The 17,218-nt window shown below is 68.0% G+C and carries 16 protein-coding genes; 11 read left to right on the forward strand and 5 right to left on the reverse strand.

Annotation, left to right across the window (positions count from 1 at the left end):
* Positions 1-12: 12 nt before the first annotated feature.
* Genes GV832_RS02480 through GV832_RS02490 form a run of 3 tightly spaced genes read left to right on the forward strand, consistent with a single transcriptional unit; the run spans position 13 to position 2,811 of the window.
* Positions 13-1,173, forward strand: coding sequence for an FAD-binding domain-containing protein (locus tag GV832_RS02480; RefSeq protein WP_227754190.1), 1,161 nt, complete (start codon positions 13-15; stop codon positions 1,171-1,173).
* Positions 1,166-1,510, forward strand: coding sequence for a thiol-disulfide oxidoreductase DCC family protein (locus GV832_RS02485; RefSeq protein WP_168773245.1), 345 nt, complete (start codon positions 1,166-1,168; stop codon positions 1,508-1,510). The genes GV832_RS02480 and GV832_RS02485 overlap by 8 nt, the downstream gene beginning before the upstream one ends.
* Positions 1,507-2,811 (forward strand): ABC1 kinase family protein, encoded by a 1,305-nt coding sequence (locus GV832_RS02490; protein ID WP_168773246.1) that lies wholly within the window; start codon positions 1,507-1,509, stop codon positions 2,809-2,811. Before GV832_RS02485 ends, GV832_RS02490 begins: the two co-directional genes overlap by 4 nt.
* On the opposite strand, the gene GV832_RS02495 is transcribed toward GV832_RS02490, so the two are convergent.
* Positions 2,801-3,622: an SDR family NAD(P)-dependent oxidoreductase gene (locus GV832_RS02495; protein ID WP_168773247.1), complete on the reverse strand. Its 822-nt coding sequence runs from the start codon at positions 3,620-3,622 to the stop codon at positions 2,801-2,803. The two genes, GV832_RS02490 and GV832_RS02495, sit on opposite strands and share 11 nt — an antisense overlap.
* Before the next feature lie 11 nt (positions 3,623-3,633).
* Complete coding sequence (locus tag GV832_RS02500; RefSeq protein WP_168773248.1) at positions 3,634-4,602, reverse strand: aldo/keto reductase; 969 nt, start codon at positions 4,600-4,602, stop codon at positions 3,634-3,636.
* A 180-nt stretch (positions 4,603-4,782) separates the two neighbouring features.
* Between GV832_RS02500 and ppk2 the strand changes: the two genes are divergently transcribed.
* The 4 genes from ppk2 (at position 4,783) to GV832_RS02520 (ending at position 9,033) form a co-directional block, all read left to right on the forward strand.
* Positions 4,783-5,700, forward strand: a complete 918-nt coding sequence (gene ppk2, locus GV832_RS02505; RefSeq protein ID WP_168773249.1) for a polyphosphate kinase 2 — start codon at positions 4,783-4,785, stop codon at positions 5,698-5,700.
* A gap of 102 nt (positions 5,701-5,802) precedes the next feature.
* Entirely contained in the window at positions 5,803-6,582 is a 780-nt protein-coding gene (locus GV832_RS02510) for a hypothetical protein (RefSeq protein WP_168773250.1), read from the forward strand.
* A gap of 57 nt (positions 6,583-6,639) precedes the next feature.
* Positions 6,640-7,839, forward strand: a complete 1,200-nt coding sequence (locus GV832_RS02515) for a hypothetical protein (RefSeq protein WP_168773251.1) — start codon at positions 6,640-6,642, stop codon at positions 7,837-7,839.
* Positions 7,840-7,929: 90 nt separating this feature from the next.
* Positions 7,930-9,033, forward strand: coding sequence for an aminomethyl transferase family protein (locus tag GV832_RS02520; RefSeq protein ID WP_168773252.1), 1,104 nt, complete (start codon positions 7,930-7,932; stop codon positions 9,031-9,033).
* Between the two features lie 2 nt (positions 9,034-9,035).
* Here GV832_RS02520 and copM read toward each other — a convergent pair whose 3' ends face one another.
* Positions 9,036-9,422 carry a CopM family metallochaperone gene (gene copM, locus GV832_RS02525; protein WP_168773253.1) on the reverse strand — a complete coding sequence of 129 codons (387 nt, stop codon included), beginning with the start codon at positions 9,420-9,422 and terminating at the stop codon, positions 9,036-9,038.
* Positions 9,423-9,460: 38 nt separating this feature from the next.
* Positions 9,461-9,649 carry a heavy-metal-associated domain-containing protein gene (locus GV832_RS02530; RefSeq protein WP_168773254.1) on the reverse strand — a complete coding sequence of 63 codons (189 nt, stop codon included), beginning with the start codon at positions 9,647-9,649 and terminating at the stop codon, positions 9,461-9,463.
* A gap of 159 nt (positions 9,650-9,808) precedes the next feature.
* On the opposite strand from GV832_RS02530, the gene GV832_RS02535 reads away from it, so the two are divergent.
* From GV832_RS02535 to GV832_RS02550, 4 genes are all read left to right on the forward strand, one after another.
* On the forward strand, positions 9,809-12,253 hold the full coding sequence (locus GV832_RS02535; protein ID WP_168773255.1) for a heavy metal translocating P-type ATPase: 2,445 nt from the start codon (positions 9,809-9,811) through the stop codon (positions 12,251-12,253).
* Entirely contained in the window at positions 12,250-12,645 is a 396-nt protein-coding gene (cueR, locus tag GV832_RS02540) for a Cu(I)-responsive transcriptional regulator (RefSeq protein WP_168773256.1), read from the forward strand. Before GV832_RS02535 ends, cueR begins: the two co-directional genes overlap by 4 nt.
* Positions 12,646-12,850: 205 nt before the next feature.
* A complete protein-coding gene (locus GV832_RS02545; RefSeq protein WP_168773257.1) occupies positions 12,851-15,277 on the forward strand; it encodes a putative bifunctional diguanylate cyclase/phosphodiesterase in 2,427 nt (808 codons plus the stop codon).
* Positions 15,278-15,286: 9 nt separating this feature from the next.
* Positions 15,287-16,240, forward strand: a complete 954-nt coding sequence (locus tag GV832_RS02550) for an NAD(P)H-binding protein (RefSeq protein WP_168773258.1) — start codon at positions 15,287-15,289, stop codon at positions 16,238-16,240.
* 3 nt (positions 16,241-16,243) lie between these two features.
* Here GV832_RS02550 and GV832_RS02555 read toward each other — a convergent pair whose 3' ends face one another.
* Positions 16,244-17,119, reverse strand: a complete 876-nt coding sequence (locus GV832_RS02555) for a TolB family protein (RefSeq protein WP_168773259.1) — start codon at positions 17,117-17,119, stop codon at positions 16,244-16,246.
* Positions 17,120-17,218 lie beyond the last annotated feature (99 nt).

Here is a 17,218-nt window from a genome sequence, read left to right on the forward strand (position 1 = left end):
ACCCGCAGGCCCATGATGACCCCCTTCCCCCTGACCCGTGCCACGGCCCTCGCCCGGCTGGAGGCCTTTTTGCCCGACGCAGGCGCGGCCTATGCAAGGCTGCGCAACCATGACCGCGGGCTGGGGGGCCATGTCCATGTCTCGGGCCTCTCGGCGGCGCTGAGGCGGCGGCTGATCAGCGAAGAGGAGGTCACCCGCGCCGTCCTGGACCGCCACGGCATGAAGGCCGAGAAATTCCTGTCCGAGGTCCTGTGGCGGACCTATTGGAAGGGCTGGCTGGAGGCCCGCCCGGCGGTCTGGGCGGGCTACCGCGCCAGCCTCGCCCATTGGCAAGAGCGGCTGACGCAGGACCGCACCCTCGCCCGCCGCCATGCCGAAGCGGTGGAGGCCCGCACCGGCATCGACGCTTTCGACGGCTGGATGACCGAATTGGAAGAGACCGGCTACCTGCACAACTGGGCGCGGATGCAATTCGCCTCGATCTGGATTTTCACCCTGGGCCTGCCCTGGGAGCTGGGGGCCGATCTGACGCTGGGGCGCTTTGCCGATGGCGACCCGGCGTCGAACACGCTCTCCTGGCGCTGGGTCGCGGGGCTGCATACGCCGGGCAAGTTCTACCTCGCCGATGCGGTGCGGATCCAGGACATGACGGGCGGGCGCTTTCGCCCCAAGGGGCTTGCGACCAAGGCGACCCTGCCGCGCGACGGCTTCATGACGCCCGATCCGCAAGCTCCGCGAAGCCCCCTCCGCCCCGACCCCAAGGCACCGAGCCTCTTGCTGCTGACCGTCGAGGACCTCTCGCTGGAGACGTTTCCCCTGCCGCCCATCACCGCCATCGCCCATCTGCCCGGCGAGACCGAGGCCGACCGCATCGCGCTGGACGACGCGCTGACCCGTGCGCGCCAGGCCTTCCCCCTGGCCCAGGTCCTTGGCCCCCTGACCCGCGCCACGCTGAAAGACGCGCCTGCGCAGATCGTCACCGGTTTCGCCCCCCTCGGCCCCACCGCCGACCGGCTGGAGCCCCTGCGCGCCGAGGCCCAGGTGACCGAGGTCCTGCGCGACTGGGACGCCCGCACCTGGCCCCTTTGCCGCAAGGGCTTCTTCGCGCTGAAGGAAAAGATGCCCGCGCTCTTCAAGGCGCTGGAGCCTGATCTTCTGGCCCATCATGGCTAAGGTCACCGTCTGGTTCGACTCCGGCTGCCCGCTTTGCCGGCGCGAGATCGCCTTGATGCGCCGCCTTGACCGCAGGGGCGCCATCGCCTTCGTCGATGCCTGCGACCCCGATGCCATCTGCCCCTTGGACCGCGCCGAGATCCTCGCCCGGTTCCATGCGCAGGAAGGCGACAGGCTCTACGACGGCGCGGCCGCCTTTGCCGCCATGTGGCGCGCCATCCCGATCCTGCGGCCCCTGGGGATCGTTGCGGGCTGGCCGCCCCTGACCCCGGCCTTTGAGGTCGCCTACCGCGTCTTTTTGCGCCTCCGCCCCCACCTGCAAAGGCTGTTCCGATGAGTGACCGTTTCCGCCCCGTCCCCCAGGCCCGCCTGGCCCGGCTTGCCGCCTTTGGCCAGATCGCCACCGGGGTCGCGGGTGGCGTCCTGGGCGAGGGCCTGCGCCGCCTGGCCAAGGGGGAGCGTCCGCAGCTGTCGGACCTGCTGCTGACCCCTGCCAATGCGATGCGGGTGACCGAACAGCTCTCGCGGCTGCGGGGGGCGGCGATGAAGCTGGGGCAGATGCTGTCTTTGGATGCGGGCGACTTCCTGCCGCCAGAGCTGACCGCGATCCTGTCGCAGCTGCGCGAAAACGCCCATGTCATGCCGGTGCATCAGCTGAACCGGGTCTTGATCTCGGCCTGGGGGCCCGATTGGCGGAGCCGGTTTGCGAGCTTTGACATGGCGCCCATCGCCTCGGCCTCGATCGGGCAGGTGCATCGCGCGACCCTGGCCTCGGGGCGGGTCTTGGCGGTCAAGGTGCAGTATCCGGGCGTCGCCAAAAGCATCGACGCCGATATCGACAACGTGGCGACGCTTCTGCGGATGTCGGGGCTCCTGCCCACGGGTCTGGATATCGCGCCGCTTCTGGCCGAGGCCAAGCGCCAGCTGCACGAAGAGGCCGAATACCTGCGCGAGGCCCATATGATGCGCCGTTTCGCCTCGGTGCTGCAGGGCGACGACCGTTTCATCGTGCCCGCCCCGGTCGATGACCTGTTGCGCCCCAATATCCTGCCCATGGATTTCGTCGCGGGCAGCCCCATCGAGACGCTGGAGCGCTCACCACAGAAGAACGCGGCGCTGGGGGCGCTGCTGGAGCTGGTCCTGCGCGAGCTTTTCGACTTTGGCCTGATGCAGACCGACCCGAATTTCGCCAATTACCGCTGGCAGGAGGACACCGGGCGCATCGTGCTTCTGGACTTCGGCGCCGCGCGGCCCGTGGCGCGCGAGACGGCAGAGGCCTACCGGGCGCTGTTGCGGGCGGGGCTCGCGCGGGATGTGCCCGCGATCCGGCAGGCGCTGGTTTCGGGCGGGTTCCTTTCGGCGGGGCTCATCGCGCGGCATGGGGCGGCGGTCGACCAGATGGCGCAGATCCTTCTGGACCATGTCGCGGCACGGCCGGTCTTCGCCTTTGCCGACCGCAGCTTCGTCGCCCGGCTGCGCGCCCTCGCCCAGCCCATCGGAGCCGACCGCGCCGCCTGGAGCCTGCCCCCCGCCGCCACGCTTTTCGTGCAGCGCAAGATCAGCGGCACGGCGCTTTTGGCGGTGCGCATGGGGGCAGAGCTGCCGCTTCTGGACCTGCTGGACCCCTTCAGGACTTGAGGCTGGCTTTGAAGCTCTCGGCCCAGTCGGGATGCCAGCGCGACAGCGCCGGGCGGTTCTGGATGATATCGCCCATGGCCCAGGCCATGCGCTGTTCGTCCAAGGAGCGCGGCGTGTCGTTGTCGGGGCAGAGGATGTAGAAATCCCCCCGATCCAGGCTTTGCAGCAGGAAATCCACCGTCTGTTCCGGCGTCCAGGCGCCTGCAGGCTTGGGCGCGCCAGAGGCCGCCGTCATGCCGGTATGGACCCAACCCGGGATCAAGAGATGGGCGCTGACCTCGGGCCTTGTGGTCCGCAGCTCATGCGCCAGGGCCTCGGTAAAGGCCTTCACGGCGGCTTTCGAGACGTTATAGGCGGGGTTGCCGGGCGGGGTGGTGATGCCCTGCTTGGAGCCCGTGTTGATGATCGCCCCCCGGCTCACCAGCGCGCCAAAGACCTGGGTGCCATGGATCACCCCCCAGAGATTGGCGGCGAAGGTGCGCTCGAAGGCGCCGGGATCGCCGAGGCAAGAGGAGCTCTCACCCCGTCCGGCGTTGTTCATCACCAGGCTGACCGGGGCGAGCTCGGTCGCGATGCGACTGGCCGCCGCTTGCAGGGCCGCGCGGTCGCCCACATCGGCGGGCAGCGCCAGGGCCTTGACCCCCAAGGCCGCCACGGCCTCCCGCGCTTCGCCGAGCATCGGGCCGGGCAGGTCGATCAGGGCGACCTCCATCCCCAGGCGGGCAAAGGCCAGGGCCGCCGCCCGCCCGATGCCCGAGGCAGCCCCGGTAACGATGGCAGTATGGCCGGAACGCAGGGCGGGATGGGTCATGATGGGCTCCTTCAGTGGAGGGGAAGATGGGGGATATAGGGCGCCTCGAGCCGGGCGACATGGTCTGGCGAAAGGGTCAGGTCCAGGCCCTTGAGCGTCTCGGCGAATTGTTCGGGGCGCGAGAAGCCGATGATCGGCGCCGCGACCCCGGGCTTTTGCCGCACCCAGGCCAGGGCCACCTGGGCCATGGTCCGGCCGGTCTCGGCGGCCACGGCCTCGACGGCGCGGATCACCTCGGCATCGGCGGCCTCGGTCTTGGCGTAAAGATAGCGCGCATAGGCGTCGCCCTCGGTGCGGGGGGTCACGGTGCTCGCAGGGCGCGCGAGGTGGCCGCGCGCGATGGGCGACCAGGGGATCAGGCCCACGCCTTGATCGAGGCACAGGGGGATCATCTCGCGCTCTTCCTCGCGGTAGATCAGGTTGACCTGGTTCTGCATCGAGACAAAGCGGGTCCAGCCGTTGGCCTTCGCCACGCCTTGGGCCTTGGCGAATTGCCAGGCATACATGGTGGACGCCCCGATATACCGCGCCTTGCCCGCCTTCACGACATCATGGAGCGCCTCCATGGTTTCCTCGATGGGGGTGTTGGGGTCCCAGCGGTGGATTTGATACAGGTCGACATGGTCGGTTTTCAGCCTGCGCAGGCTCGCGTCGATCTGCTGGAAGATCAGGCGGCGCGACAGGCCCTGGCGTTCGGGGCGGGCGTCGCCAAAGACCTTGGTGGCCAGGATGATCTCGTCACGGGGCGCCAGGGTCCAGAGATAGTCGCCCAGGATCTCCTCCGACGAGCCATCCGAATAGACATTGGCCGTGTCAAAGAAGTTGATGCCCGCCTCGAAGGCCTGGCGGATCAGCGGTTCGGATTGGTCGCGCGGGAGCGTCCAGGGATGGCCGCCACGCAGGGGCTCTCCGAAGGTCATGCAGCCGAGGCAAAGCTCGGAAACCTGAAGGCCGGACCGGCCAAGGCGATTGCGTTTCATGGGATGCTCCTTTGGCAAGAGGCTAGCGCGCGCGCGTCGAAAGGGAAATCCAGTTGCAACCGGGCCAGGGTTCGGGGCGCCGAAATCCGCCCGGGCCTTGACCCGGATCAACGACAGGCCCCGGCGCCTTGGGTTTTCTGCCGCTATCCGGCCCTTTGGGCCCAAGCCGAGGGAGAGACCATGGACGACCAAGCCCCCGCTACCCCTGACGAGGCCCAGCTGCACGGCCCGACCCAGTTCCCGGTGACCGAAGCCGACCGCCTGCGCCATGCCTTCGAAACCGGCCATTACCCCTATGCCCGCGCCTTGGGCCGTGCGGCCTATGAGGCCGAGCTGGTCAAGCTTCAGGCCGAGTTGCTCAAGGTCCAGATCTGGACGCAGGAGACCGGGCAGAAGTTCGTCATCCTGATGGAGGGCCGCGATGCGGCGGGCAAGGGCGGCACGATCAAGCGCTTCATGGAGCATCTGAACCCGCGCTATGCCCGGGTCTGCGCCCTGACCAAGCCCTCGGATGTGGAAAAGGGCCAGTGGTTCTTCCAGCGCTACCTGGCGCATCTGCCGACCTCGGGGGAAATGGTCTTCTACGACCGCTCCTGGTACAACCGCGCCGGGGTCGAAAGGGTCATGGGCTTTTGCAGCCCGGTCGAATACCTGGAGTTCATGCGCGAGGCGCCCGAGCTTGAACGCATGCTGGTCCGCTCTGGCATAAGGCTTTACAAATACTGGTTCTCGGTCACCCGCGACGAGCAACGCGCCCGCTTCATCGCCCGCGAGACCGATCCCTTGAAGCGCTGGAAGCTCTCGCCCATCGACAAGGCGAGCCTCGACAAGTGGGAGGATTACACCGAGGCCAAGGAGGCGATGTTCTTCTACACCGACACCGCCGATGCGCCCTGGGTCATCGTGAAATCCGATGACAAAAAGCGCGCCAGGCTGAACGCGATGCGGCATTTCCTGTCGACCATCGACTATCCCGGCAAGGACCTCGAGGTGATCGGCCAGATCGACCCGCGCATCGTGTCCCATGCGGCGCAGGTGATGGATTCCTCGGGTCATATCCTGGAGAGCGCCAAGCATCCGGGCATGCGGCGGCGCTGAGGCCCCAGGGGCGGTGATTGACGGGGCCTTTGGTCGTGGACTAGCCTGGGGGGGGGGGGGGCAATTCCACGCCAGGCGCTTTTCAATCACCGAGGTTCCCAAATGACGATTCCGGCTTCAGATGTTGTCTTTGACACGACCACCAATCCCAACGCCGGTGCGCTGCCCGATTATGTCGGCTTCCCCTCCCACGCTGCCTTTGTGGCCTGGGCCCTTGGCAAGAAACCCGCATTAGGCGTCGTGATCCATGCCGGCGGGCTGGCCTATCGCTTCACCGACAGCGGCACCTACCTTGTGGGCCTGCCCGGCTGGGTGCCCGAGGGGATCATCAGCCCGTCGCATTTTGCCACCAACACCACCCCCGGAGCGACCGACATGACCTCGGCCGTCCGCAGGGCCTTTGACTATCTGATAGACCATGGCGGTGTCATCGACGGGCGCTGCGAGGAATTCGGCGTCTGGGGCCAGGTGAACCTGCCCGGCCGGTCCAATGTCCGCTGCCTGCGCTGCACCTTCATCGCCATCAACAATTGGGACCCAGAGCTTCCGGTCTTCAAGATCGCCGCGACCTCACGGGACATGACCTTCGAGGATTGCGTGATCGAGGGCTCCCACAAGGCCAATGGCTGGCTGATCGACAATGCCGCCACGGTCCATATCCTGCGCTGCCGGGTCCATGGCGTGCCGGATTACGCGGTGCGCAGCCAGACCAAGGCGACCGAACTGCGGATCGAGGGTTGCGACTTTCGGCAGTGGAATTGGAATGAGGGCGAATGGAACGTCGCGGCCAGGCGCACGGCCAAGCTGATCGACCTTGCCACGGTCGATTACATGGTCATGCGCAATGTCTGCGCCTATGCGAAGGAGTGCATCAGCACTTAGACAGAAGGTCCCGGCCAGATCCACGGCAACCATTTCTACAATGGTTCGAATACGGGCTTGTCGACCGTGAACGGGACGATTGCCGGGCCGAATGTCTCTTTCGTCGGGAACTATATCGACAACGGCCTCTTGCGCATCGACGCCAAGGTGATTTCGGGGGACCCGGCATTCCCCGGGGCGAACCCGGCGGCGATCTTCGTGGCGAACCATTTCCACAAGAACGGCAACGGGGGGAACCCCTGGCTGATCGAGTTCTTCAACGGGAACGCCTCGAACCTCAGCGGCGCGGTCATCGCCAACAACACCTTTACCACCGTCAACGAGGCCGTCCATTTCACCGGAACCTATGTGCCCGATGACCAGAAACGCTGGGTGGTCAGCGGGAATATCTCCGGCGATGGCTCGCAGGTCGTTGGCCTGCCGGATGTGTCGATCCGCGGCGCGATCATCGCCGATGGCCATGTGTCGATCCGCGCCGACAAGAGCGTCTCGATCATGGCGGACTGGACCAACGACGGCCCGGCCTCGGACAGCATCATCAGCCTGGGCACCAATGGCACCGAATATCACCGGGTCTTGGATATCGGCTGGTGGGGGTTCGGCGTGGGCCAGGCCAGCGGCGGCGGCAATATCGCCGCGCTGGGCTGGAACGGCAGCAACTTCCTCATCAATCCCTCGAACGGGGCGGGCGGCGTCGACAACACCCGGCAGTTCACCTACGACCTGTCCAAGACGGCCTGGCAGTTCAAGGCGCCCCTGATCTTGGCCGCGCTGGCCGATGTTTCGGATGCGACCAAAAGGGCCAGCTTTGCCCTGGGCGGCATCGCCAGCGGCACCCAGGTGACGATCTCCTTGCCCGATGCCAGCGGAACCATGCTGCTGGAGGGCCAGCCGATCGGCGCCACCACGCCCGCCAGCGTCAAGGGCTCGAGCCTGACCTCGACCGGCCTTGTGACCTCGGGCACCAGCTTTCTGGGGGCCCTGGCGCCGGGAGACCTGGGCTTCGGCGCCAAGGAGTTCGTCTTCGTCACGCCCACGGCCTCGGGCACCTTCACGACCACGGTTCCGCCGGCGGGCACGCGCTGCACCCTGGTGATCACGGCCCAGGGCACCACGAGCCGCAACCTGAGCTTTGGGGCTGGCTTCGTGGGGGCCGGGGTGCTGGCGACCGGAACCACGCCGGGCAAGAAATTCATCCTGAATTTCGTGAGCGATGGCCAGGCGCTGTATGAGAGCAACCGCACGGCGGCGCTTTAGGGGCGAAGCTCCACTTGCGACGCCCTTACGTCGGCGGCATGGCTGAAAACCCCGGCCATCATGGCAGGCTCCGCGCAAAAGGAGCCCGCCATGACCCTGCGCCGCACGCCGTTCCACGCCCTCGCCTCTGCCATGGGAGCCCAGATGGGACCCGTGGGCGGCGGGTTTCTCAACGTCCACAGCTATGGCGATGCGGTGGCCGAGCATCTGAACACCCGCGCCCGGGTCGGGGTTCAGGACCTCTCGACCATGGGCAAGATCGACGTCAAGGGACCGGAGGCCGAGGCCCTGGTCAACCACCTGATCGTCAACGATGCCGCGCGGATGGCGCCGGGGCAGGCACGCTATGCCAGCGTCTGCGCCCATGACGGCGGGATCATGGATGACCTGACCGTCTTCCGCCTTGGGTCTGAACATTTCCTGATCGTCACCGGCTCGCGCAATCGGCTGAAGATCCGCGACTGGGTGGCGGCCCATGCGACGGGCCGCCGGGCCTATGTCACCGACATCACCGCCGCCGTGGCCTTCCCGACCGTGCAGGGGCCGAACTCGCGCGCGCTGTTGCAGGGCCTGATCCCGGATGCCGACCTGACCGCCCTGAAGCGCTGGACCTTCACCTTCGGGCATCTGGACGGCACGCGGGTCATGATCTCGCGCACGGGGGTCACGGGGGAACTGGGCTTCGAGCTTTTCGTGCCCTCCGACGAGGCGGCGGGGGTCTGGATGGCGCTGTTCCGTGCGGGCGGCGCCCTGGGCCTGCGGCCCTATGGGGTGAACGCGATGTTCACCCTGGGGCTGGAAAAGCTGTACCCCGCCCATGGCATCGACATGGACGAGAGCCTCACCCCCTTCCACGTCGGCACCGACGCTTTCATCAAGTTCGACAAGGGCGATTTCATCGGCCGCGAGGCCCTGTTGCGGGTGCGCGACGCGGGGGTGGCCACGACCTGGGTCGGCCTGGTGCTGGGCAACGACAGCCCCGTCCCGGCCATGACGCCCGTGATGGCCGGGGGCCGCGCGGTCGGCCATGTCACCTATTCCGACCATGGGCCCTCGGTCGGCGCCGTCCTGGCCAGCGCCCATCTTGCGACCGATGTCGCCACCGAGGCGGCCCCGGTCACGGTCCTCGGGCGTCCCGCAACCGTGACCCGCCGGGCCTTCTTCGACCCCGAGGGGCTGCGCTTGCGGTCCTGAGCCTATTGCCCCTTGGCCGCAAGCCAGGCCTTCATCATCGCGATCTCGGCCTCTTGCGCCTTGATCACCGCTTCGGACAGCGCGCGGATCTCGGGGTCCTTGCCATATTCCAACTGGATCCGCGCCATGGCGACAGCGGCCTCGTGATGCGGGATCATGCCCCGGACGAAGTCGATATCCGCGTCGCCGCTATACTGGATCGCCATATCGGTCATCATGACCTCCATCGCGGCCAGATAGGCCTGGACGGAGGGGCTGTCCGCCATCTCCGCCGCGCCGTGGGTCATCGTGGAATGGTCCATCGTCGAATGGTCCGTGGTCTGGGCAAGCGCCAGCCCTCCGGCAATTGCAACTGCTCCGGCGATCAGCGCGAGGTTCCGCTTCCGCATCTTCTTTCCCTTCGTTGAAGTCAGGTCGATCCTGGGACTCAGGCGGGCGCAAAGCCCGCATCGGTCAGCACGGCGCTCAGCCTTTCGCGCGGGGCGGTGGTGACGACCTCGACCAGGTGGGTTGCCGGGTCGGCCTTGACCTCGGCCCCGGGGTCCACCGACTGGATCACCTTGGTGACGCTGCGGACACAGCCGCCGCAGGTCATGGTTTCGATGTGGAACTGCATGAAGCGCCTCCATTGGGTTGCAGCCTGCCCGTCAGATAGGGCTTCCCACGGTGGCAAGGTCAAGAGCCCGTGGCAGACTTCTTTTCCAGCGGCCCTTGACCTTGCCATGATGGGAAGCCCTATGTGACGCATGGAACCGGATCGAAAAGGTCATCCGCCATGAACACCTCCCGCCTTGTCCTTCAGGTCGAAGGCATGACCTGTGCCTCTTGCGTCGCCCGGGTCGAGCGCGCGCTTCGGGCCGTGCCGGGGGTCAGTGCCGCCAGCGTCAACCTGGCGACCGAGCGGGCCGAGGTCACGGGCCAGGGCCTGAACCGCGCCGACCTGGTGCGGGCGGTCGCGACCCTCGGCTATGACGTGGTCTCCGAGCCCATCGACCTGGTCCTCGAGGGCATGACCTGTGCCTCCTGCGTGGCCCGGGTCGAGCGCGCGCTGAAATCCGTTCCGGGGGTCAGTGAGGCCCAGGTCAACCTGGCCACCGAGCGGGCCCATGTGACGGGCCAAGCCGAGGGTGCCGCGCTGATCGCCGCGGTCGAGGCGGCGGGCTATGACGCCAGGCTGGCGGTCTCGGGCCTGGCCGAGGGGGTCGCGGCCCGCAGGCAGGCCGAGGACAGCGCGCTGCGGCGCGACCTTTGGGCGGCGGCGGCGCTGTCCTTGCCGGTCTTCGTGCTGGAGATGGGGGGGCATCTTCTGCCCTGGGTCCATGCGCTGGTCATGTCCACCATCGGGATGCAGACGAGCTGGCTCTTGCAATGCGCCCTGACGACGGCGGTGCTGATCGGTCCGGGGCGGCGGTTCTACCTGAAGGGCCTGCCCGCGCTGATCCGCCTGGCGCCCGACATGAACAGCCTTGTCGCGGTGGGCACTCTGGCGGCCTATCTCTACTCGCTCACGGCCACCTTTGCCCCGGGTCTCCTGCCCCAAGGCACGGTGCATGTCTATTACGAGGCGGCGGCGGTGATCGTGACGCTGATCCTTCTGGGCCGCTTTCTGGAGGCCCGCGCCAAGGGTCGCACGTCCCAGGCGATCCAGCGGCTGGTGGGTCTGCAACCCCGGACCGCGCGGGTCCGGCGCGACGGCCCTGCGCAGGACCTGGCCCTGGCCGACCTCCGCCGGGGCGACCTGATCGAGATGCGCCCGGGCGAAAGGCTGCCCGTCGATGGCCTGGTGACCGAGGGCGCAAGCTGGGTGGATGAAAGCATGATCACGGGCGAGCCCCTGCCGGTGGAAAAGACCGCGGGCAGCCGGGTGACCGGGGGGACGGTGAACCAGACCGGCGCCTTCACCTTCCGCGCCGAGGCCGTGGGGCAGGACACGATGCTGGCGCAGATCATCCGCCTGGTCGAGGCCGCGCAGGGCGGCAAGCTGCCGATCCAGGCCCTGGTCGACCGGGTGACGCTGTGGTTCGTGCCCGTCGTCATGGGTCTGGCACTGGTGACCTTTGCGGCTTGGGCGGCCCTGGGGCCTAAGCCCGCGCTGGGCCTGGCGCTGGTCAATGCGGTGGCCGTGCTGGTCATCGCCTGCCCCTGCGCCATGGGACTGGCCACGCCGACCTCGATCATGGTGGGGACGGGGCGGGGGGCCGAGATGGGCGTCCTCTTCCGCCGGGGCGAGTCCTTGCAGGCCCTGCGCGATGTGCGTGTCGTGGCGCTGGACAAGACCGGCACCCTGACCGAGGGCCGCCCAAGCCTGACCGACCTGCACCTGGCGCCGGGTTTCGAAAGGTCCGGGGTTCTGGCCGCCGTGGCCGCGGTCGAGGCGCAGTCCGAGCACCCCATCGCCCGCGCCATCACCCAGGCCGCCCTGGCCGAGGGCCTGACCCTGCCGCCCGTCACCGCCTTTGCCTCGCGCACGGGGCTGGGGGTCGAGGCCATGGCGGGGGTCATGCGGGTGCAGATCGGCGCCGACCGCTTCATGGTGGCCCTGGGCCTTGACGTCGGCCCCTTTGCCGAACTGGCCCAGGCTCTGGCCGACAAGGGCAAGACCCCGCTTTACGCCGCGCTGGATGGACGGCTTGCGGCGATCCTGGCCGTGTCGGACCCGATCAAGCCCTCGACCCCCCAGGCCATCCGCGCCCTGCATGGCATGGGGCTGCGGGTCGCCATGGTCACCGGCGACAATGCCCGCACCGCCCGGGCCATCGCGGCCGAACTGGGCATCGACGAGGTCGTGGCCGAGGTCCTGCCCGAGGGCAAGGTTCAGGCCATCCGGCGGCTGAAGGCGCTTGGCCCCCTGGCCTATGTCGGTGACGGGATCAACGACGCCCCCGCCCTGGCCGAGGCCGATGTGGGCCTGGCCGTCGGCACCGGCACCGATGTCGCCATCGAGGCGGCCGATGTCGTCCTGATGACCGGCCGCCTGACCGCCGTGCCCGATGCCATCGCCCTGTCGCAGGCCACGATGCGCAACATCGGGCAGAACCTGTTCTGGGCCTTTGCCTACAATGCCGCGCTGATCCCGGTGGCGGCGGGCCTCCTGTGGCCGGGCTTCGGCATCCTCCTGTCGCCGGTCTTCGCTGCCGGAGCCATGGCCCTGTCCTCGGTCTTTGTCCTGGGCAATGCGCTGCGGCTGAGGCGCTTTGCCCCACAGGGGGTGCAGCCATGAACATCGGGGAAGCCGCCAGGGCCTCGGGCGTCTCGGCCAAGATGATCCGCTACTACGAATCCATAGGCCTCGTCCCCGCCGCCCCGCGCACGGGCGCGGGCTACCGGGTTTATTCGGCCTCGGAAATCCAGGTCCTGCGCTTTATCCGGCGGGCGCGCGATCTTGGCTTTCCGGTCGAGCGGATCGAGACGCTTCTGGCCCTGTGGCGCGACCGCTCGCGCCACAGTTCCGATGTCAAGCGGCTGGCAAGGGACCAGATCGACGCGCTGGAAAGCAAGATCGCCGCGATGCAGGCCATGAAAGAGGCGCTGGAGCATCTGGCACAGGCCTGTTGTGGCGATGACCGGCCGGACTGCCCGATCCTGTCGGACCTGGTGCAGGGGCCGGTCTGATTTCATCTCTGGGTTGTGTCTTTGAAGCCAGATTCGCGGAAAGCTTTCATTAGTCCTATGAAATCGGCCTGTTCTCCCGTAATCAGACCTTGGAAGACCGTGCTCATCCCAAGATGGAGGGCCTGTGACCGGACCGCGATCCCCATGGCTTGGCAAGGCGAAAGGGTCTTTGCCCCTGGCCGTCTATCGCCTGTGGGACGGTGTCATGGCCTGGCGCTCCGGGGGGCGGGTCGGGGCGCAGATCGCCCTTGGCCTTGGGGTCATCCTCATGGGCATGGGCCTGCGCTCGATCCTGCACCTGATGGGGGCAGAGCTGAACTACCTGCCCATGCTGCCCACCGTCGTCCTGGCCTCGGTCTTCCTGCGGGTCGAGATCGGGCTGGCCGTCGTCGGGCTTTCGACCTTGATCATCCATTTCGTCTTCCTCCCCGGGGCAGGGCCGGGCCATGACCTGGCCCAGGTCATCTATGTCCTGACCTCGGCCTTTCCGGTTGTGGCGGCCGAGCTGTTCCTGCAGGCCCAGGCCGTGGCTCTTGCCGAAGCACAGCGCGCCAACCGGATCGAGAGGCTGAACGCCGCCGTGGTCGAGTTCTCGGACGACGCCATCATCTCGCAGTCGACCTCCGATGTGGTGACCTCGTGGAACCCGGCGGCGACGCGGATGCTGGGCTACACGGCCTCCGAGATGCTGGGTCGGGGCGCGGCCTTTCTCTGGGAGGACAGCGACCTGCGGATGGCCGATGTCCTGCTGCGTCTGAAGGGGGGCGCGCGGTCCGAGCATATCCAGACCCGGCTGCGCACCAAGGCCGGGGGCCTGGTCGATGTGGCGATGACCCTGTCGCTGATCCGCGACCCTGCGGGCCAGGTCGCCGGCATCTCGATCTTTCTGCGCGATGTCACCGAGGCCAAGCGGATCTTCGATGTTCTGAAAGACGGCGAGGAGCGGCTGCGTTTCGCGATCGATGCCGCCCGGGCCGCGCCCTGGCAATGGGACTGCCAGACCGACCTCCTGACGGTCTCCGAGCTTTACCTGGCCCAGCACGGGCTTGCGCCCCTGCCGCAGCTGACCCGGGCCGCGTGGTGGGACATCCTGCACCCGGCCGACCGGGTCCTGGTGCGCGCTGCCGCCGAAGCGGCCATGGCACCGGGCGGAGAGGATTTCCACGTCCAGTATCGCGCGCTTCCCCCCGGTGGCGGGATGCGCTGGATCGAGGTCTTCGGCAAGGTCGAACGCGATGCCTCGGGCCGCGCGCAGCGCATCGACGGCCTGTCCTTTGACGTGACCGAGCGCTTCCAGGCGCTGGAGCGAGTCGCCTATCTTGCCCATCACGACGGGTTGACCGGCCTGCCCAACCGCGCGCTCTTCCTGGACCGGCTGGAACGGACGCTTGCCCGGGTGCGGCGCGGGCCGGGATGTGCCGTGCTTCTTGTCGACCTCGACCACTTCAAGGAGGTCAACGACCGCCTGGGCCATGCGGTCGGCGATGCGCTTCTGTGCGCCGTGGCCGCGCGTCTGCGGGCCGAGATCAGCGATGCCGACACGCTGGCCCGTCTGGGCGGCGACGTCTTCGCCATCCTCTTGACCGAGACCCAGGCGCCGCAGGACGTGGTGACCCTGGCCGAGCGGCTGATCGCCGTCATCGACCGGGGTTTCGAGCTGGAGGGCCAGCCGATCAGCGTCGGCACCAGCATCGGCATCGCGCTTGCACCCCTGGACGGGATGACGACCAAGGCCCTGCTCAAGGCCGCCGATGTGGCGCTTTACCGGGCCAAGGCCGATGGCTCGGGCTGCCTGCGTTTCTTCGAGCCTGCCAATGACACGCGGATGCACGAGCGCCGGGTGCAAGAGATCGACCTGCGCCGGGCCTGGGCCGCGCGCGAGTTCGAGCTGTTCTTCCAGCCCATCATGCAGGTGACGACCCGCAGGCTCGTGGCCTTCGAGGCGCTGTTGCGCTGGCGCCACCCCGAGCGCGGCCTGATCCAGCCCGACGCCTTCATCCCCCTGCTGGAGGAGATCGGCCTGATCCTTCCGGTCGGCAACTGGGTCCTGTCCGAAGCCTGCCGCGCTGCCATGCTCTGGCCCGGCGCGCCGCGCGTCGCGGTCAATCTCTCGCCCGTGCAACTGGCCCATGGCGGGCTCGTGGCCTCGGTTGCGGCGGCGCTGGAGGAAAGCGGCCTCGCTGCCGCGCGGCTGGAGCTTGAGATCACCGAGACCGTGATGATGAAAGAGAACCCCGCGACGGTCGTGACGCTGGAACGGTTGAAAGCGCTGGGCGTGCGGATCGCGATGGATGACTTCGGCGCGGGCTATTCCTCGTTGCGCAGCCTGCAACGTTTTCCCTTCGACAAGGTCAAGATCGACCGCAGCTTCGTCGCCGGGCTGGGCCAATCGCAGCAAAGCGAGGCCATCGTGCGGGCGGTGACGGGGATGTGCGTGAGCCTGGGCATCACCTCGACGGCCGAAGGGGTCGAGACGCCCGAGCAGCTCCTGGCGGTTGAGAAAGAGGGCTGCACCGAGGTCCAGGGCTTTCTCTTCAGCCGCCCGATCCCCGAGGGGCAGGTCCCGAGCCTGATCGGGGCCCTTGCCGCTGGGGACGACAAAGCGCTGTTGCGGGGGCGCGGGCTGCTGTAGCCTGATCCCATGACACAACCTGCGAAGACCGTGCTCTTGCTTGGGGCCAGCGGCACCATCGGCCAGGCCACCGCCCGCGCTCTTCGGGCAGAGGGGCACCGCGTCCTGGCCCCCCTGCGCCCGGGCGCCGAGGTGCCGGGTGTCGAGGCCTTGCCCTTCGACCTCTCGCCCGAGGTCCTGACCCCGATCCTGACCGCGCGGGGCTGCCAAGCCGTCATCTCTTGCCTCGCCTCGCGCAGCGGCAGCCCCGCAGAGGCCCGCGCCATCGACCACGGGTTGAACAGCGCGGCCCTGGCCTCGGCCCTTGGCGCGGGGGTCGGCCAGTTCGTCCTGTTGTCCGCCATCTGCGTGCAAAGGCCGCGCCTGGCCTTTCAGCATGCCAAACTTGCCTTCGAGGCCGAGCTTTGCGCCGCGCCCCTCGCCTGGTCCATCGTCCGCCCCACGGCCTATTTCAAGTCGCTCTCGGGTCAGGTCCAGCGGCTGCGGGCCGGCAAGCCCTTTCTGCTCTTCGGCAACGGAGAGCTGACCGCCTGCAAGCCGATCAGCAACGATGACCTGGGGCGCTTCCTGGTCCTGTGCCTGTCAGACCCGGCCTTGCAGAACCGCATCCTGCCCGTCGGAGGGCCGGGGCCCGCCATCACGCCGCGCCGCCAGGGCGAGATGCTGTTTGCGGCCCTGGGCCTGCCGCCCCGGTTCAAACATGTGCCCCTGGGGATGATGACGGCCATCGTGGCAGGGCTTTCGGTGCTGGGCCTTGTCTCGCCCCGGCTGCGCGACAAGGCCGAACTGGCGCGGATCGGCCGCTATTACGCGACCGAGTCCATGCTGGTCTGGGACCCGGTCGCCGGGCGCCATGACGCCGAGGCCACGCCGGAATTCGGCACCGAGACCCTGGCCGACCACTATCAGAAGCTTGCCCGGAACGAGGTCGGGGACGACCGGGGCGCCCATGCGGTCTTTTAGCCCTCAGCGCAGCGGATAGCGGACATAGGCAAAGGCGCTGCCGTCCGGCGCCCATGAGGGCACGTTGATCGAGCCCTGGCCGCCGTTGAACCGGTCGATATCGCGGATCTCCGAGCCGTCGGGCCTCATGGTGCGGATGATCACATCCTTGTCGGCCGGATGACCCTGCGTCCCCGGCGGGAAGGAGATATAGGCCACCAGCCCGCCATCGGGCGCGACATGGGGAAACCAGTTCACCCTTTCGTCCCGGGTGATCTGGGTCAGGCTGCCCTGAAGGCGGAATATCTGTGCATGGCCCGGGCTTGCGGCCTCGGAATTGAACCAGATCGCGCCGTCGGGGGCATAGTCCGGCCCATCGACCGGCCAGGCGCCATCGGTCAGGACGCGGTCGGGGCCTCCGGTCGCGGGCAGGGTGCAGATGCGGGTGACGATGCGCCCGCCTTCGGTTTCCAGCCCGACATAGGCCAGTTCGGACCCGTCCGGCGAAATCCCGTGCAGGTAATGCCGGAACCCCCGCGCGGGGTCCTGGTCGTTCGACACCCTGACGGGCCGGCCCCCGGTCGCCGCCACGCGGTAAAGATGCCCGTCATTGGCCGAAAGATAGGCCCATTTGCCATCGGGCGAGAGAACATGGTCGTTGTTCAGATCCTCGATCGGCGCGGTATCGATCCGCGCCGGGCCCTGCCGGCCATCGACCGAGATGCGCCAGAGCCGCCCATCGCCGTTGTAGATCAGCGCCGTGCCGTCGGGCGTCCAGTTCGGCGCCTCGATCAGCTCGGTGGTCTCGTAGATCACCGTCAGGCTTTGGCCATCGCGAGAGGCCAGGACCAGCTCGCTGACCTGGCCCGGTTGCAGGCGGCGTGGGTGCTTCGGGCGCATGGGATCCTCCGGATATGGCCGCGATCATAGGGGGGAAGGCGGCTTTGTCCACCGGGCGCCAAATGGCGTGACAGGCCGGGCAGGGCCGTGGCATGGTTG

It is taken from the genome of Stagnihabitans tardus (assembly GCF_009925085.1).
Classification (GTDB): Bacteria; Pseudomonadota; Alphaproteobacteria; order Rhodobacterales; family Rhodobacteraceae; genus Stagnihabitans; species Stagnihabitans tardus.

Coding starts and splice junctions, on each gene's coding strand:
- GV832_RS02520 (WP_168773252.1), top strand. CDS start 7,930: ATGACCCTGCGCCGCACGCCGTTCCACGCCCTCGCCTCTGCCATGGGA.
- GV832_RS02535 (WP_168773255.1), top strand. CDS start 9,809: ATGAACACCTCCCGCCTTGTCCTTCAGGTCGAAGGCATGACCTGTGCC.
- GV832_RS02495 (WP_168773247.1), bottom strand. CDS start 3,622: ATGACCCATCCCGCCCTGCGTTCCGGCCATACTGCCATCGTTACCGGG.
- GV832_RS02500 (WP_168773248.1), bottom strand. CDS start 4,602: ATGAAACGCAATCGCCTTGGCCGGTCCGGCCTTCAGGTTTCCGAGCTT.
- GV832_RS02480 (WP_227754190.1), top strand. CDS start 13: ATGATGACCCCCTTCCCCCTGACCCGTGCCACGGCCCTCGCCCGGCTG.
- ppk2 (WP_168773249.1), top strand. CDS start 4,783: ATGGACGACCAAGCCCCCGCTACCCCTGACGAGGCCCAGCTGCACGGC.
- GV832_RS02490 (WP_168773246.1), top strand. CDS start 1,507: ATGAGTGACCGTTTCCGCCCCGTCCCCCAGGCCCGCCTGGCCCGGCTT.
- GV832_RS02550 (WP_168773258.1), top strand. CDS start 15,287: ATGACACAACCTGCGAAGACCGTGCTCTTGCTTGGGGCCAGCGGCACC.
- GV832_RS02485 (WP_168773245.1), top strand. CDS start 1,166: ATGGCTAAGGTCACCGTCTGGTTCGACTCCGGCTGCCCGCTTTGCCGG.
- cueR (WP_168773256.1), top strand. CDS start 12,250: ATGAACATCGGGGAAGCCGCCAGGGCCTCGGGCGTCTCGGCCAAGATG.
- GV832_RS02530 (WP_168773254.1), bottom strand. CDS start 9,649: ATGCAGTTCCACATCGAAACCATGACCTGCGGCGGCTGTGTCCGCAGC.
- GV832_RS02555 (WP_168773259.1), bottom strand. CDS start 17,119: ATGCGCCCGAAGCACCCACGCCGCCTGCAACCGGGCCAGGTCAGCGAG.
- copM (WP_168773253.1), bottom strand. CDS start 9,422: ATGCGGAAGCGGAACCTCGCGCTGATCGCCGGAGCAGTTGCAATTGCC.
- GV832_RS02510 (WP_168773250.1), top strand. CDS start 5,803: ATGACGATTCCGGCTTCAGATGTTGTCTTTGACACGACCACCAATCCC.
- GV832_RS02545 (WP_168773257.1), top strand. CDS start 12,851: ATGGCCTGGCGCTCCGGGGGGCGGGTCGGGGCGCAGATCGCCCTTGGC.